The sequence below is a fragment of the Enterococcus pallens ATCC BAA-351 genome (assembly GCF_000407485.1).
GTDB lineage: Bacteria > Bacillota > Bacilli > Lactobacillales > Enterococcaceae > Enterococcus_A > Enterococcus_A pallens.
Genome location: NZ_ASWD01000003.1, coordinates 200,783 through 215,853, shown reverse-complemented (window position 1 = coordinate 215,853; position 15,071 = coordinate 200,783). Strand labels below are relative to the sequence as shown.

At 41.0% G+C, this 15,071-nt stretch carries 15 protein-coding genes and 1 pseudogene; 14 read left to right on the top strand and 2 right to left on the bottom strand.

Annotated elements, in window-relative coordinates:
* Window positions 1-70 precede the first annotated feature (70 nt).
* The 10 genes from I588_RS13585 to I588_RS13540 all read left to right on the top strand — a co-directional run bounded on the left by I588_RS13585 (window position 71) and on the right by I588_RS13540 (window position 10,707).
* Window positions 71-1,213, top strand: a complete 1,143-nt coding sequence (locus I588_RS13585; protein ID WP_010759324.1) for a DNA cytosine methyltransferase — start codon at window positions 71-73, stop codon at window positions 1,211-1,213.
* A complete protein-coding gene (locus tag I588_RS13580) occupies window positions 1,203-1,493 on the top strand; it encodes a hypothetical protein (protein ID WP_010759323.1) in 291 nt (96 codons plus the stop codon). Before I588_RS13585 ends, I588_RS13580 begins: the two co-directional genes overlap by 11 nt.
* Window positions 1,494-1,752: 259 nt before the next feature.
* Window positions 1,753-2,934 carry a MobT family relaxase gene (gene mobT, locus I588_RS13575; protein ID WP_010759322.1) on the top strand — a complete coding sequence of 394 codons (1,182 nt, stop codon included), beginning with the start codon at window positions 1,753-1,755 and terminating at the stop codon, window positions 2,932-2,934.
* 93 nt (window positions 2,935-3,027) lie between these two features.
* Window positions 3,028-3,249 carry a hypothetical protein gene (locus I588_RS13570; protein ID WP_010718211.1) on the top strand — a complete coding sequence of 74 codons (222 nt, stop codon included), beginning with the start codon at window positions 3,028-3,030 and terminating at the stop codon, window positions 3,247-3,249.
* 12 nt (window positions 3,250-3,261) lie between these two features.
* Window positions 3,262-3,765, top strand: a complete 504-nt coding sequence (locus I588_RS13565; protein ID WP_010718210.1) for an antirestriction protein ArdA — start codon at window positions 3,262-3,264, stop codon at window positions 3,763-3,765.
* 59 nt (window positions 3,766-3,824) lie between these two features.
* Window positions 3,825-4,214 carry a conjugal transfer protein gene (locus I588_RS13560; protein ID WP_010759320.1) on the top strand — a complete coding sequence of 130 codons (390 nt, stop codon included), beginning with the start codon at window positions 3,825-3,827 and terminating at the stop codon, window positions 4,212-4,214.
* A complete protein-coding gene (gene tcpF / locus I588_RS13555; RefSeq protein WP_010759319.1) occupies window positions 4,201-6,648 on the top strand; it encodes a conjugal transfer ATPase TcpF in 2,448 nt (815 codons plus the stop codon). The genes I588_RS13560 and tcpF overlap by 14 nt, the downstream gene beginning before the upstream one ends.
* 4 nt (window positions 6,649-6,652) lie before the next feature.
* The gene (locus I588_RS13550) at window positions 6,653-8,776 is read left to right on the top strand and encodes a CD3337/EF1877 family mobilome membrane protein (RefSeq protein ID WP_010759318.1); all 2,124 of its coding nucleotides are present in this window, start codon (window positions 6,653-6,655) and stop codon (window positions 8,774-8,776) included.
* A gap of 50 nt (window positions 8,777-8,826) precedes the next feature.
* Window positions 8,827-9,777: a bifunctional lytic transglycosylase/C40 family peptidase gene (locus I588_RS13545; RefSeq protein WP_425387142.1), complete on the top strand. Its 951-nt coding sequence runs from the start codon at window positions 8,827-8,829 to the stop codon at window positions 9,775-9,777.
* Window positions 9,778-9,795: 18 nt separating this feature from the next.
* Window positions 9,796-10,707, top strand: a complete 912-nt coding sequence (locus I588_RS13540; RefSeq protein WP_010759316.1) for a conjugal transfer protein — start codon at window positions 9,796-9,798, stop codon at window positions 10,705-10,707.
* Window positions 10,708-10,757: 50 nt separating this feature from the next.
* On the opposite strand, the gene I588_RS26900 is transcribed toward I588_RS13540, so the two are convergent.
* Window positions 10,758-10,937 (bottom strand): substrate-binding domain-containing protein, encoded by a 180-nt coding sequence (locus tag I588_RS26900; RefSeq protein WP_245569618.1) that lies wholly within the window; start codon window positions 10,935-10,937, stop codon window positions 10,758-10,760.
* A gap of 267 nt (window positions 10,938-11,204) precedes the next feature.
* Window positions 11,205-11,276, bottom strand: a pseudogene (locus tag I588_RS27305) (transposase); the annotation flags it as partial.
* A gap of 372 nt (window positions 11,277-11,648) precedes the next feature.
* Here I588_RS27305 and I588_RS13530 point away from each other — a divergent pair.
* From I588_RS13530 to ttdB, 4 genes are all read left to right on the top strand, one after another.
* Window positions 11,649-11,996, top strand: coding sequence for a hypothetical protein (locus tag I588_RS13530; protein ID WP_034694358.1), 348 nt, complete (start codon window positions 11,649-11,651; stop codon window positions 11,994-11,996).
* A gap of 245 nt (window positions 11,997-12,241) precedes the next feature.
* Window positions 12,242-13,252 (top strand): AraC family transcriptional regulator, encoded by a 1,011-nt coding sequence (locus I588_RS13525; RefSeq protein WP_010759314.1) that lies wholly within the window; start codon window positions 12,242-12,244, stop codon window positions 13,250-13,252.
* A gap of 249 nt (window positions 13,253-13,501) precedes the next feature.
* Complete coding sequence (gene ttdA, locus I588_RS13520; RefSeq protein ID WP_010759313.1) at window positions 13,502-14,428, top strand: L(+)-tartrate dehydratase subunit alpha; 927 nt, start codon at window positions 13,502-13,504, stop codon at window positions 14,426-14,428.
* Between the two features lie 29 nt (window positions 14,429-14,457).
* Window positions 14,458-15,069 carry a L(+)-tartrate dehydratase subunit beta gene (gene ttdB / locus I588_RS13515; RefSeq protein ID WP_010759312.1) on the top strand — a complete coding sequence of 204 codons (612 nt, stop codon included), beginning with the start codon at window positions 14,458-14,460 and terminating at the stop codon, window positions 15,067-15,069.
* Window positions 15,070-15,071 lie beyond the last annotated feature (2 nt).

The window sequence follows — 15,071 nt, the reverse complement described above, 5'->3', positions numbered from 1 at the left end:
GAAGTAATAATGTAGAAGCCAAGAGCAAAAATGTTCTTGGCTTTTTTCTTTGCAATGAATGAGGTGATGTATGACATTTTTAGATTTATTCGCCGGAATTGGTGGCTTTCGCTTAGGTATGGAACAAGCGGGCCACCAGTGTATCGGTTTTTGTGAAATTGATGAATTTGCTCGGCGGAGTTATAACGCAATCCATGATACAAGGAAGGAGGTGGAAATGCATGACATCACAAGTGTATCAGACGAGTTTGTTCAATCCCTCGAACCAGTGGACATCCTTTGCGGCGGATTTCCGTGCCAAGCTTTTTCAATTGCGGGAAAGCGGCAAGGATTTTCCGATACTCGAGGTACTTTATTCTTTGAAATCGCTCGGTTCGCCACTCTTCTCCAACCTAAGTTTTTATTCCTTGAGAACGTCCGGGGACTGCTCAATCACGAAGGAGGGGCTACGTTCGAGACGATCCTCCGAACGCTGGATGGATTGGGGTATGATGTGGAATGGCAAGTGCTTAACTCAAAGGCCTACGTTCCCCAAAGCCGCGAGCGGGTCTTCCTTATCGGACATTCTCGAGACGCATGTACCGAACAAGTATTTCCTATCATTGGAGCGTCTCCAACATCTGATCAAAACATCCGAAACCTGTTAAATATCAATCCTTCCAATCGAGGAATGGGTGGACAAGTCTATGGCTCAGATGGTGTGGCGCCAACCTTAACAGGCGATGAAGGAATAAAAATCGCACTACCGGTAAAGGATGGGATTTCTGTAGCGGGTATGTTACCGGGAAATTTTGAACAAGGCAATCGGGTTTATGAGGTAACTGGAACAGCTCCCACCTTGTCAACGAAACAAGGTGGAACGAAGATCATGATTCGGAAAAATAAAACAGAATATCAAGAGGTGAAGCCAGGGGACAGTGTGAACCTGGCTTTTCCTAACTCCACAAGTCGCCGAGGCCGTCTGGGAAAACAAAGTGTGCATACTTTACTAACAGGAGACCAACAAGCGGTTGTCACAGATCAGTATCAGATTCGGAAGCTAACACCTAGGGAGTGCTGGCGACTTCAAGGCTTTCCCGATTGGGCTTTTGACCGAGCCTCTCAAGTCAATTCAGATAGTCAGTTGTATAAACAGGCCGGAAACTCTGTAACAATTCCGGTCATTTTTGATATTGCTAGAAGGTTAAGGGAGGTGAAAGCACATGATTTATGATGAGTTGATTGGAGAAATCTACTGGGTGATTGGCAAGATTCAGTCAGATCCGGAACTGGAAGAAGAACTGTACCGGCTCAATTTTGATATTCGAAAAAATGGGGTGAAAGTCCCTGGTGATTCATATGTAATGGATGAGGAAACCGATGCTCGAATTGAGTTGAATCAGGTTATCAGTGAATTCGAACGGATTGCGGACCTTGCCAAAGAACCGGATATCCGTCAGTACTTGTTTGAGATAAAAGCAGAGTTGGAAATTGAGGGCATTACCGTGGAGTAACAACCAAATAAACCACTGATAGGCGCTGACCGCGGGGGATTTGCGAAGCAGAAATCCTCCGTGGTGCTGTGCCTGTTCATGGGCGGCGTCAGCCGGCCATGATGTCTCACCCCCCGTATCTAACAGGGGGGTACAAAAACACAAAAAATAAGCAAGCAACAATGAAGAATGCTTGTCATAGCAAGGATAATTAGGATCTTTAGAAAATGTGAACTCGAATTGGCTAGTTCACATTTTGAAATTTGGTGGTGGATCATCAATGAGAAGAAGCTTTACAAAAGAATTATTGAAGGAAAAAAGGAAGGAGTACAAGGTCACTCAAAACAAGTTGGCAATTGCTTGTGATTTATCGCGAGAGTATCTCAATAAAATTGAGTCAGGGAAGAAGGTACCTGCTAAAAGTGTCATGCGAAAGATTTTTCAACAGCTAGAAACGTTCAACCCTGATTTACCTTTAACTTTGCTATTTGATTATGTACGCATTCGATTTCCAACTACAAACGCACGAAAAATTATACAAGAGGTTTTGCATCTAAATTTTGATTATATGCTTCATGAGGATTATGCCTTTTATTCTTACCAAGAACAATATGTTATGGGAGATATTGTAGTGATGGTATCTCAGGAAGAAGACAAAGGTATTCTCATTGAAATGAAAGGACGTGGTTGTCGGCAATTCGAAACATTTTTACTTGCGCAAAAAAGAAGTTGGTATGATTTTTTTGAGACAAGTTTAAAGTTAGGCGGCGTGATGAAACGATTGGATTTGGCAATCAATGACCGTGCAGGATTACTGAATATTCCCTATTTAACCAAAAAATGCCAAAACGAAGAATGTATTTCCTTGTTCCGAACCTTTAAAAGTTATCGGTCGGGGGAGCTGTTGAAAGCTGATGAAAAGGATGGCATGGGGAATACCTTATATATAGGCAGTCTCAAAAGTGAGGTTTATTTTTGTCTCTATGAAAAAGACTATGAGCAATATATCAAACTAGGGATACCTCTCGACCAGACAGAAACGAAGAATCGGTTTGAAATTCGGTTGAAAAATGAACGTGCTTATCACGCAATTATGGATTTGATGAAAGGGAGAAGTATTGAGAGCACTACGTTTTCAATCATTACTCGCTACATGCGAATTGCAGACAAGGTACAAGGAAAAAGAAGAACCAACTGGCCTCTTAATGAAAAGTGGGGCCGATTTGTCGGTCGAAATCGTAAAGAAATTCAATTGACCTCAGAGCCAAAGCCGTACACGATAGAACGAACTTACAACTGGTTAGGAAGGCAAGTCGCCCCTACTTTAAAAATGACGATTGAATTGGATCGTATTAGAGGAACCTCTTTTATTAGTGACATGGTATTAAACGCCGAATTATCTGAACGGCACAAAAAGATTTTAGAACAACAAAGTATGGCAATTGAAAACTTGATTGTATGAAAAGAGGAATTTTGATGGAAATTGGAAAGATATGTTATTGGTTTTTGGTGGTAGTGGCGGGTCAAGCAATGGAAAAGAAAGGAAAGTGATGAAATGAATTTCGGACAAAATTTGTATCAATGGTTTTTGACCAACGCCCAATCTTTAGTCTTACTGGCGATTGTAGTCATTGGTTTATTTTTAGGATTTAAGCGAGAGTTTTCTAAACTGATTGGCTTTTTGGTGGTTGCCTTGATTGCGGTAGGTCTAGTCTTTAATGCTTCTGGTGTGAAAGATGTCTTACTGAATTTGTTTAATCGAATCGTCGGTGCATAAGGGGGAATCATGATGGAACAGATGCGTATTTATATCGCGAATCTTGGAAAATACAATGAAGGTGAGTTGGTGGGGGCGTGGTTTACCCCACCTATCGATTTTGATGAAGTGAAAGAACGGATTGGATTAAATGACGAATATGAAGAATATGCGATTCATGATTATGAACTGCCTTTTGAGATTGATGAATATACGCCAATTGAGGAAATTAATCGGTTGTGTGGCTTAGCGGAGGAACTTGAAGGAACACCAGTTGGTGAAGTTGCTTCAGAGATTCAACACGCTTTCTTTAATTCTTTTGAAGAAATGGTAGAGCATGTGGATGATATTGTCTATTATCCGGACTGTGATGATATGAGTGATGTAGCGTATTTCTTGATTGTTGAAAATGGTGATTTTGGCGAAGTACCAGAACACTTGAAGACGTATATTGATTTTGATGCGTGTGGTCGAGACTTGGAGATTGGGGGAAATTATTTGGTAACGAGTCGAGGTGTTTTTGAGTATCCATATTAACAAAATTATTGAAGGGTAGTTGATTTCTAAACTATCCTTCTTTTTAAAGGAATGATTTGATGAAGAAAATAAAAAGTTATACTAGTATCTGGGCAGTTGAAAAAGTCATATACGCGGTTAATGACTTTCAGCTGCCTTTTCCTGTGACCTTTAACCAGATGGCTTGGTTTGTTTTGTCCTTGCTGTTTGTCATCGTATTTGCCCATGTGCCTCCGCTGTCTATGATAGAGGGGGCTTTTTTAAAATACTTGGGCATACCGGCGGCGGTTATGTGGTTTATGTCGCAAAAGACCTTTGACGGCAAGAAGCCATTGGGATTTTTACGGTCCTTTATCAGTTATCACTTGCGGTTTAAGGTTACTTTTGCAGGAAAGAAAGTCAAAGAAAAGAAGAAACGATGGGATGAACCTGTCACTTTGGTAAGGAGTGTAAACTATGTACCCGATTAAGTATATCGAGAATAATCTTGTCTTTAACCAAGAAGGCGAGTGTTTTGCCTACTATGAATTAGTGCCTTATAACTATTCCTTCTTATCACCTGAACAGAAATATCAAGTACACGATAGCTTTCGTCAATTGATTGCCCAGAACAGAGAAGGCAAGATCCATGCCTTACAAATTGCCACAGAAAGTAGTATTCGGGCCACGCAAGAACGATCGAAGAAAGAGATTACCGGGCGACTCAAAGAAGTTGCATTACAACGAATTGATTTACAGACAGATGCATTAGTATCTATGATTGGCGATAGTCAGATTGATTATCGCTTTTTTATTGGCTTTAAACTGATTGCCACAGATGAGGAGGTCAATCTAAAGAGTCTCAAGAAATCTTTCCTTTCTGGGCTTCAAGAATTTGTCTATGGGGTGAATCATCATTTGATGGGGGATTTTGTTTCCTTATCTAATGAAGAAATTCGTCGATATACCAAGCTTGAAAAACTAATGGAAAGTAAATTGGCTCGAAGATTTAAAGTCAGACGAGTCACACCGAGCGATCTGACTTACTTGATTGAACATATCTATGGTGAAAAAGGGACACCGTTTGAAGAATATGAATTTCAGCTACCAAAGAAAAAGCTAAAATCAGAAACGCTGGTGAAACGTTATGACCTGCTACGTCCCAGTCGTTGTTTGGTTGAAGAAAAGCCTCGTTACTTACGGATGGAACATGAAAATCATGAATCGTATTTAACTTACTTAACAATCAATACGATTGTAGGAGAGATGGAGTTTCCTTCTTCGGAACTTTTCTATTACCAGCAACAACAATTCACTTTTCCCATTGATACTTCCATGAATGTGGAAATTGTGACGAACAAAAAGGCCTTAGCTACCGTTCGCAATAAGAAAAAGGAACTAAAAGATTTAGATAACCATGCTTATCAATCTGACAATGAAACGAATGCCAATGTCTTAGATGCTTTGGATTCCGTAGACGAATTGGAAACTACCTTGGATCAGTCAAAAGAATCCATGTACAAATTGAGTTATGTGGTTCGGGTGAGTGCGGAATCAGTGGATGAACTAAAACGCCGCTGTGATGAAGTGTTCGATTTCTATGATGATACCAATGTGAAACTAGTCCGATCCTATGGCGATATGATGGGATTACATGAAGAATTCTTACCATCTAATAAGCGATATATGAGTGACTATATCCAGTATGTTACTTCTGATTTTCTCGCCGGACTTGGTTTTGGGGCTACTCAGATGCTAGGCGAGTTAGAAGGAATTTACTTTGGTTACAACGTGGATACGGGGCGTAATGTTTACCTGAAACCGGCATTGGCCTCACAAGGGGTAAAAGGTTCAGTAACCAATGCACTAGCCGCCGCTTTCCTTGGTTCTCTTGGTGGTGGGAAATCTTTTAGTAACAATCTCTTAGTCTACTATGCCGTCCTTTTTGGTGGTCAAGCCGTGATTGTCGATCCAAAAGGGGAGCGTGGTGGCTGGAAAGAAACCTTGCCAGAAATTACGGAGGAGATTAATATTCTCAACTTGACTAGTAAGCCAGAAAATCAAGGCCTACTTGATCCCTATGTGATTATGAAGAAAAAGAAGGACTCGGAAAGTCTAGCAATTGATATTCTGACTTTCTTAACAGGAATTTCCAGTCGAGATGGGGAGAAGTTTCCGGTTTTACGCAAGGCCATTCGAACGGTTACCCAGAGCAATCAGCGAGGGTTATTACAAGTCATCACTGAATTGCGTAAAGACGAATCACCAGTCGCAGAAAATATCGCGGATCATATTGAGTCCTTTACTGATTATGATTTTGCCCATTTACTTTTCTCAGATGGTTCGATTACCCAATCGATTAGCTTAGACAAACAGCTGAATATCATCCAAGTGGCGGATCTGGTTTTACCCGATGCGGAAACGACTTTTGAAGAATACACCACCATGGAATTGCTTAGTGTCTCCATGCTAATTGTTATATCCACTTTTGCTTTGGACTTTATTCATAGTAATCGAGAAATCTTCAAAATTGTGGACCTGGATGAAGCATGGTCGTTTCTTCAAGTGGCTCAAGGAAAAACGTTATCGAATAAATTAGTGCGTGCTGGTCGGGCCATGAATGCCGGAGTTTACTTTGTCACGCAAAACAGTGATGATTTACTGGATGAGCGCTTGAAGAACAATATTGGGCTAAAGTTTGCTTTTCGCAGTACCGATATTCATGAAATCAAGAAGACCTTGGAATTCTTTGGATTGGATCAAGAGGATGAAAGCAACCAAAAACGCCTGCGAGATTTGGAAAACGGTCAATGCTTGATGCAAGACTTGTACGGTCGAGTAGGCGTAGTCCAAGTTCATCCAGTCTTTGAAGAACTCTTCCATGCTTTTGATACTCGTCCACCGGTTCAAGAGAGAATGGAGTGAAGGGATGAAGAAGAAACTTTTTCGAATTGTGGGAATTGTTTTAGTTTGCCTATTTTCTCTTATCATTCTTTTGAGCTTAGTCGGGACGGTGGCAGAAGCAACGGGATTAGTCGATGATACGGTGGAAGCGGGAAATCTCTACTCCCAATATTCCTTGAACAACTATCAACTTGATTTTTTTGTAGATAGTTCTTGGGATTGGCTGCCTTGGAATTGGGGTGATGGCTTAGGCAAGAGCGTGATGTATGGCCTTTATGCCATTACCAATTTTATTTGGACCGTTAGTTTGTATTTATCGAATGCCACTGGTTATGTGGTTCAAGAAGCCTATAAGTTAGATTTCATTTCAGATACGGCAGAAAGTATTGGGAAGAATATCCAGACGCTAGCTGGTATTACTGAAAATGGATTACAGACCTCGGGATTCTACTTTGGATTTCTGTTATTGATGATTTTGGCATTAGGAGTTTATGTGGCGTATACCGGCTTACTCAAGAGAGAAACTACAAAGGCAGTTCGAGGAGTAGTAAATTTTGTAGTAATCTTTCTACTTTCGGGCTCCTTTATTGCCTATGCGCCTACCTATATTACGAAAATCAATGACTTTAGCTCAGATGTTAGCGAGACGGCTCTTAGCCTCGGAACGGAGATTGTGGTACCCAATTCAGAAAGCCAAGGAAAAGATAGCGTGGATTTGATTCGTGATAGTTTGTTTTCCATCCAAGTCCAACAACCTTGGCTCTTGTTGCAATTTGATGATTCCAATATAGAGGAAATTGGCGAAGATCGGGTCAACAAGATTCTATCCGTGAGTCCGGATGAAAACAAGGGCAAGGATCGGGAAGAAGCGGTCAAAGCGGAGATTGAAGACAATGACAATGCGAATCTAAGTATAACCAAGACCATGAGCCGCTTAGGGACCGTGATTTTTTTGGTGCTGTTCAATATTGGGATTTCCTTCTTTGTCTTTCTTCTGACAGGAATTATGTTGTTTTCACAAATTCTCTTCATTATCTTTGCGATGTTTCTACCTATTAGCTTTTTATTGTCGATGTTGCCAACTTATGAAAGTTTGGGGAAAAAGGCGATTATTCGCTTATTCAATACGATTATGATGCGAGCGGGAGTGACCTTGGTTATCACCACGGCATTCAGTATTTCTACCATGTTTTTCAATATTTCAGCGACCTATCCCTTCTTTATGGTAGCATTTCTGCAAATTGTGACTTTTGCCGGGATTTATTTCAAATTGGGGGTCATTATGAGTATGTTCAACCTCCAAAGCAATGATAGCCAGTCAATGGGCAGACGTGTCATGCGGAAACCGCAAATGTTGATGAATCGTAAACTACGGCAACTTAATCGAAATGTTGGGCGAACATTGGCTTTTGGTGGTGGTGCAGCAGTTGGTGGGAAACTAGCAAAAGATCAATCAAAAACCAGATCGAAGTCTTCTGGTTGTTCTCCACGAAAGAATCCATCATTATCTAACAATAAAGAGGTAATATCTGACCCGAATAAGGAAAATCCAATCTCAAAAAATAAGAAACAATCTCGAATGAATTTGGCCGGAAGAAAAATCGGCAAGGGACTAGATACCCAATCAATGGTAAAAGCCAAAGCACAACAAGTAAAGGATCAAGTAAGGAATACACCAACTAATTTGAAATACAATCTGCATAAAGAAATCGAAAAGACGAAAAAAGCACCAGAAGAATTCAAGCGTGGACTTGTCCAAGAAAAAGCGAATCGAGCGGAGTTGCGAGAAAAACAACGACAACGTAGAGATGAAAAAATGGCTGAAAAGCGGAAAGTATTGGGAAATTCAGCAAATCGTCATAGAAAAGGTAGGAGCAATGTTCCGATAAAAGAGGAATCCAAATCTCAGAAAAGTAAGATACCAAAGAATGTACCAGCCAATCGAATTGTAAAAATGAATTCGAATCCTGAAATCAAAAGAAGACTCTCAAATCAAAAATTGAGTACGAAAGAAAATAATCAACCAGTAAGAAAAGTGACTCCTATCCAACAGGCGAAGAAGCGATCTATTCTTGCAAAAGCAGGCAATCGAAAAGTACAAAAAAGAGTGAGTCATCCTCCAAAACTAAGGCCGGGTGAGACTAAATGACCATAAGAAATTTGAGTACAATCTCGTTGGCAATCCTGACGATTTCTTTTATGGGCATCTTGATGTGTGTCGGCTTATTATTTGGTGAGGATAGTGAAGGAAGCAACAGTTCTGGTACCTCTCCCGGTGGCAGTAGTGTCTCAGAAGAAGTATTAAAACATCGGTCACTGGTAGAAAAGTATGCCAAAGAATCAGATATAGCAGACTATGTCCCGATTCTTTTGGCAATTATCCAAGTTGAATCTGGTGGCACAATGGAAGATGTCATGCAAAGTTCTGAGTCAGCTGGCTTGCCACCGAATTCATTAAGTACCGAGGCATCCATCAAACAAGGATGTCTCTATTTTTCGTCTTTGGTTAAGCGCTCCAAAGAATTGGGCTGTGACCAAGATAGTATCATTCAGGCTTATAACTACGGTGGCGGCTATTTGGATCATGTCGCCAAAAATGGGAAGAAGCACACTTTTACTTTAGCCGAATCTTTTTCAAAGGAAAAATCAGGCGGCCAAAAAGTGGATTATCCCAATCCAATTGCCATTAAGGAAAATGGTGGCTGGCGCTATAATTATGGGAATATGTTTTATTGTTTGTTGGTGAAACAATATCTCACCACCAGTAAATTTGATGATGAAACAGTACAAAAGATCTTTGATGAAGCGTTTAAATATGAAGGCACTGCCTATGCATTCGGTGGATCGAGTCCCACAACTGGTTTTGATTGTAGTGGCTTGACCCAGTGGTGTTACGCCAAAGTTGGTCTGAAACTTCCACGGGTGGCGCAGGATCAGTATGATGCCATGACTCATATTGACCTAAAAGATGCCAAGCCAGGCGATTTGATTTTCTTTCACTCAACTTATGATGCAGGAACTTATGTCACCCATGTCGGTATTTATGCAGGAGAGAACCGAATGTTTCATGCGGGGGATCCGGTGGGATGGACGAATCTTACAGATAACTATTGGCAGCAGCATCTTATCGGAGCTAGCAGATACAAATGAGAGAAAAGAGGAATGAACATGAAGATAAAAATTGAACGAAATAAAAAAGAGAAGACTGCTAAAAAGAAGAAGGAAAGAATAGTTTCAGTGGGTAAGCATCGGAAAATGGTGCTTGCCCTTTGGCTTTTACTGTTTTGTAGCCTCGCTTTTGGTATCTATAAAAACTTCACGGCGATTGATCAGCACACGACCCACGAGAAAGTAGTCGTGAAAGAAAAAATTGTGAACACTTCTGGTGTTGAGAACTTCACAATGGATTTTGCCAAAGAGTATTTTTCATGGAAAAATGATAAAGAAATCATTGAAAAGAGAATGATAAATCTTGATCAATATCTGACTGAGGAAGGGTTGAATTTAAGTCAAGATATGGTTCGAGTGGATATTCCCACTAGTTCCGAAGTTCAATCAGTAAAAATACTAGATGTTGAGAAGCACTCAGAAGAATTTATAGTCTCCATTTTAATCAATCAAAAGGTTACAGAAGGAAAAAAAGCGCAACAAATTTCTTCTGCGTATCGAGTGGCAATCCATGAGGATAAAAAAGGCAACCATATTGTGACAAGCTTGCCGACTATGATTGCAAAACCAGGTAAAGCCAATTACCAAGCAAAACAAGTTGAAACTGATTCAGATATTAATGCCAAAACCGCGGAAGAAATCACTGAGTTTTTAGGAACATTTTTCAAACTCTATCCAACAGCATCCAAAAAGGAATTAGAATATTATGTTGAAGATGGGACAATGCAACTAATCAATACGAACTTAAAATTTGTGGAATTAGTGAATCCAATTTATACACAAAATGAAAAAAATGTACAAGTGAAAGTTGATGTAGAGTATCTTGATGATTTATCAAAAACAACAAATTGCTTTCAGTATGAATTGGGATTACAAAAAGATGGGAACTGGAGAATTATTGACTCTGAGTAAGACATTCGAGTCGAGTTTCTATGTGTTGCTGAGAAAGACATCTCTATCTATCAAACAGAGTCACGAATAATCAATTGTGTTTTAAGTGTTAGCATTTCTATTGGTGGGTTCCCTTCAATGCTCGAGATAAGAGTCTTAGTAGCTAAGGCCCCCATTTCCTCAATTGGTTGCCGGATTGTAGTAATTTCTGGGTAAGTTAGACTAGCGATTGGTTGATCATCAAAACCCAAAACAGCTAGCCGATGAAAGTAACTTTGAAATGGCAAAAGAGCGAGTCAAGAGTAATAAAGGCGCACCAGGAATAGACAATATGACGGTGTATGAAATTGAAGCTTACTTTGCTAAATATGGACAAGTAATTCTGGAAGAAGTACGAAAAGGAACCTATCGTCCAAAACCAGTAAAACGAGTTCACATCCCAAAGTCTGGTGGTGGACAAAGACCGTTAGGTATCCCCACTGTCGTAGACCGAGTGGTTCAACAAGCGATTGCCCAACAACTAACCATTCTTCTTCAAATTGTAAAGATTTATCTGTTAATCCAAGTAATTTTCTAGTATGATTATCCATTGAGAGACTCCTTTGGTAGGGTATTGTTTTAGTCGACTAATTTTACCAAATGTGAGTCTCTTTTTGATTTGAATACGAGAAAAAAGTGTTGGCAGAAAATCGGCTTCGATTTTCCACCAACACGAAATATTATAGAACCGAAATTAACAGCCAAAAGACTGATTTACCGAAGCGCCGTGTACGGAACCGTACGCACGGTGCTGTGAGAGGTCGGTGAGGGAGCTAATCCCTCACCTCCTACTCGATTTCAGCCCTGCATGGGTAGGTAGTAAATTGGTGATGAGAGGCTACTAAAAATTCATCAATTCTACAACAATAAAATATGTAACATATAGCTGACAGTTTTGAATCGGCTTGCAAGTAATTAGCACCATGCAGTATTGCGGTCGAGGCTGGCTTTGGTATTTTAGCCGCTGTTTCTTGCTGTTACTGATTCCTTGTATTGGCAGTTTCTTCTTTAATGCTTGGATTGGCGGGGTATTGGCGCCAGGGATTGTGCTGATTCTGATTGGTTGCTGGCTAGACAGTCATTATCAAGGCTACCAGATTCAGAGCAGACATCGCCTGTGCATCCAGGGCTATCTGATGCTGACCCGGCAGTTGACCTATGTGGAGAAAAACAAGCTCCAGGCGTTTTCCGTCAACAGCAGTCTTTGGATGGCGAAAAAAGGTATCGGCAGTGTGGAGCTGGCGATTAAAAAAGCAGCGGTAGCGGTATGATGCACCTGCGTTACTTGGAGACAGCGGTGATTCGAGAGTTGCAGGAGTTCTTCCGGGGGAGGAGCGAGCAATAGAAGGGAGAAGACTCGGCTTGGTGTCGGGTCTTTTTTAGTGTTGTCATAATAGTGGATCGATATTATGCGAAATTAGGTAGCAAAAACGCTTGATTTCTTTTACTATAGAGGAGAACGATAATGTAAGAGACATAGTTAACTACCTTCTTTAAACGACAGGAGTGAAACACCGTGGAAATTCGAAAAGAATATCTCTTTGATAATATGAAAATCGCCTATGATCAGCTGTTGTACCGTATCGGTAGTTATCATTATAATTGGCATCCAGAGATTGAGCTGCTTTGGTTGATTACGGGGAAGATTGAGGTCAATGTGGATGGGCAAAGCTTTTCCTTAGACGAAAATGACTTGCTAGTGATTAACTCGAACTGTGGTCATGCGACATTCGCGACGGTGCCGAACAGCATCGCCATGAGACTACATATTTCTCCAGAATTTTTTTCTTCCCAAGGGATCGATATTTCGGAAGGACGATTTGAATTAAACTCCAGTGATGAACCCCGCAATCCGCTCTTTCAACTGTTGCGCAAAGACTTGTCCCAACTACAATTACTTAATAATGAAAAAAGGACTAGTAAGTTGAAAAACAATGCCTTGCTATTTAAGATTGCCGAGATTTTATTTGAATTTTTTACGTCAGACACTAAGCAGGGTGGTTACTCCGTGGGCCAGAAGCGGATATTCTTGGATCATGCCATTCAGTACATCGAAGAAAACTGTAGTGGGGAGCTGACCTTGGAACAATTGGCGAAGGAATGCAACTATTCCACGACCTATCTCTCTAAGATTTTTAAAATCGAGTTAGGCATCAATTTTTATGAATACCTGACCCGTTGTCGGCTGCAAAAAGGAATCCGAGAGTTGGCCATGACGACTAAAAAGGTGGCGACCATCTCCTTCGAAAATGGCTTTAGTGATGTGAAGTCATTTAACAAGGCCTTTCGAAAGCATTTCGGTACCACTCCCTCAGAATACCGGAAACAGATTGACTCTGATCTTCGAGAAATCGATCGCAACTTTAAGGCAAACTTGGACGAGGAGCAGGCAGCTATTAAAGAAAAATTGATTCGCTATCAACAATACGATGATTCTTTTCAAAATCCTTGCGTGAACTGTAGTAGTAAAGAATACGAAGAAAAATACTATGACTTGATGACCAATCTTCGTCGAATAGTGAAGTGAGTGCATCTTTTTAATGGGCGAATCACAAAAATGTGGTTAGCCCGTTTTTTGTTTCGTATAAAATGAAAACGAATACAAAGTTGTTAATAGCACTTGTTTTTCCCCCTATTTTTCTTATGCTGCTTTGCTTACTTAAGGTTCTTTTTTATGGAAGTCTGATTGTGTTTTTATCAGAGAAGTAAAGAAGAATTGGATAGTTTAGAAAGCTATTTCAAGCCATAATATAGAAAATGTTAGGAGGCAGAAACAATGAAATACACTTATGAAGAAAAAGTACTTTCTCCTGAAGCACAGAAGATGAGAGACATTCTTGTGGAATACATCACCGTCGTAGGGAGAAGACTTCCGGATGATGTGACCAAGAAGCTAGACGAACTGTCAAAAATCGAGGTAGATCCATTGCAACAGCTTGTCTATGACACAATGCGCGAAAACCAAATGTTGGCGGAAAAACTGAACCGACCTAGCTGCCAAGATACTGGGGCACTTCAGTTTTTCATCAAATGTGGTTCCAATTTTCCACTTTTAGGTGAATTAAAGGACATCTTAAAAGAAGCTGTGTATCTAGCGACGAAAAAAGCCCCTTTGCGTCACAATGCGGTGGAAACCTTTGACGAATACAATACCGGACTAAACATCGGTACTGGCTTGCCAAGTATCTTTACGGATATTGATGGCGACGGGGACGAGATGGAAATGTACGTCTACATGGCTGGGGGCGGTTGTAGCTTGCCTGGGGCCGCAAAAGTCTTGATGCCAGGGGAAGGATACGAAGGCGTCGTACGCTTTGTGATGGATCAGATGACTAGTTACGGAATCAACGCTTGCCCGCCACTGCTTGTGGGAATAGGGATTGGGACTTCCGTGGAAGCGGCGGCCATGAACTCAAAATTGGCTTTAATGCGGGAAGTTGACAGCGTGAGCGAAAACCCAAATGCCGCAAAGATGGAACGGTTATTGGAAGATGGCATCAACAACATTGGCTTGGGGCCTCAGGGCTTTGGTGGAAAGAAATCCGTTATGGGAGTGAACATCAATAACACTGCCCGCCATCCATCGGTAATCGGAGTAGCCGTGAACGTTGGCTGCTGGTCTCACCGACGAGGAAAGATTAACTTCGACAAAGACTTAAATTACACCTTACCATTGCAAAAAGACTATCAGCTCTTTAATTAACGTAATTTTTAGAAATGAGGAGAGTAAGCATGAAAGAATATCATTTGAAAACACCGGTATCTGCTGAGGACATCAAGGATATCCGGATTGGCGATATTGTTTATTTAGAAGGAACTTTAGTTACTTGCCGAGATGTGGCACACCGGCGGGTTGTAGAAGAGGGACTACCATTACCAGTGGATGTAAAGGACAAGGCCATTCTTCATGCAGGTCCCATCGTTAAGGACCACGGCAACAATGAGTATGAAATGATTTCGGTAGGACCAACCACCAGCATGCGGATGGAAAAATTTGAAGAAGCTTTCATCGAGGAAACCGGCGTTCGTTTGATTGTCGGTAAAGGTGGCATGGGACCAGGGACAGAAGCTGGCTGTAAGAAATACAAAGCCTTGCATTTGGTTTATCCAGCAGGCAATGCGGTGTATGCAGCAGAAAAAGTGGAACGAATCGTGGACGCTCAGTGGAAAGACTTGGGAATGCCGGAAACGCTTTGGGTCAATGAAGTGAAAAACTACGGTCCGCTGATTGTCTCCATCGATACAGAAGGCAGCAATCTTTTTGAACAAAACAAAGTTGAGTTCAATAGACGCAAAGAAGCTGAGATTGAACGCATCTGTAAGGAAGTGCGCTTCATCAAGTAACC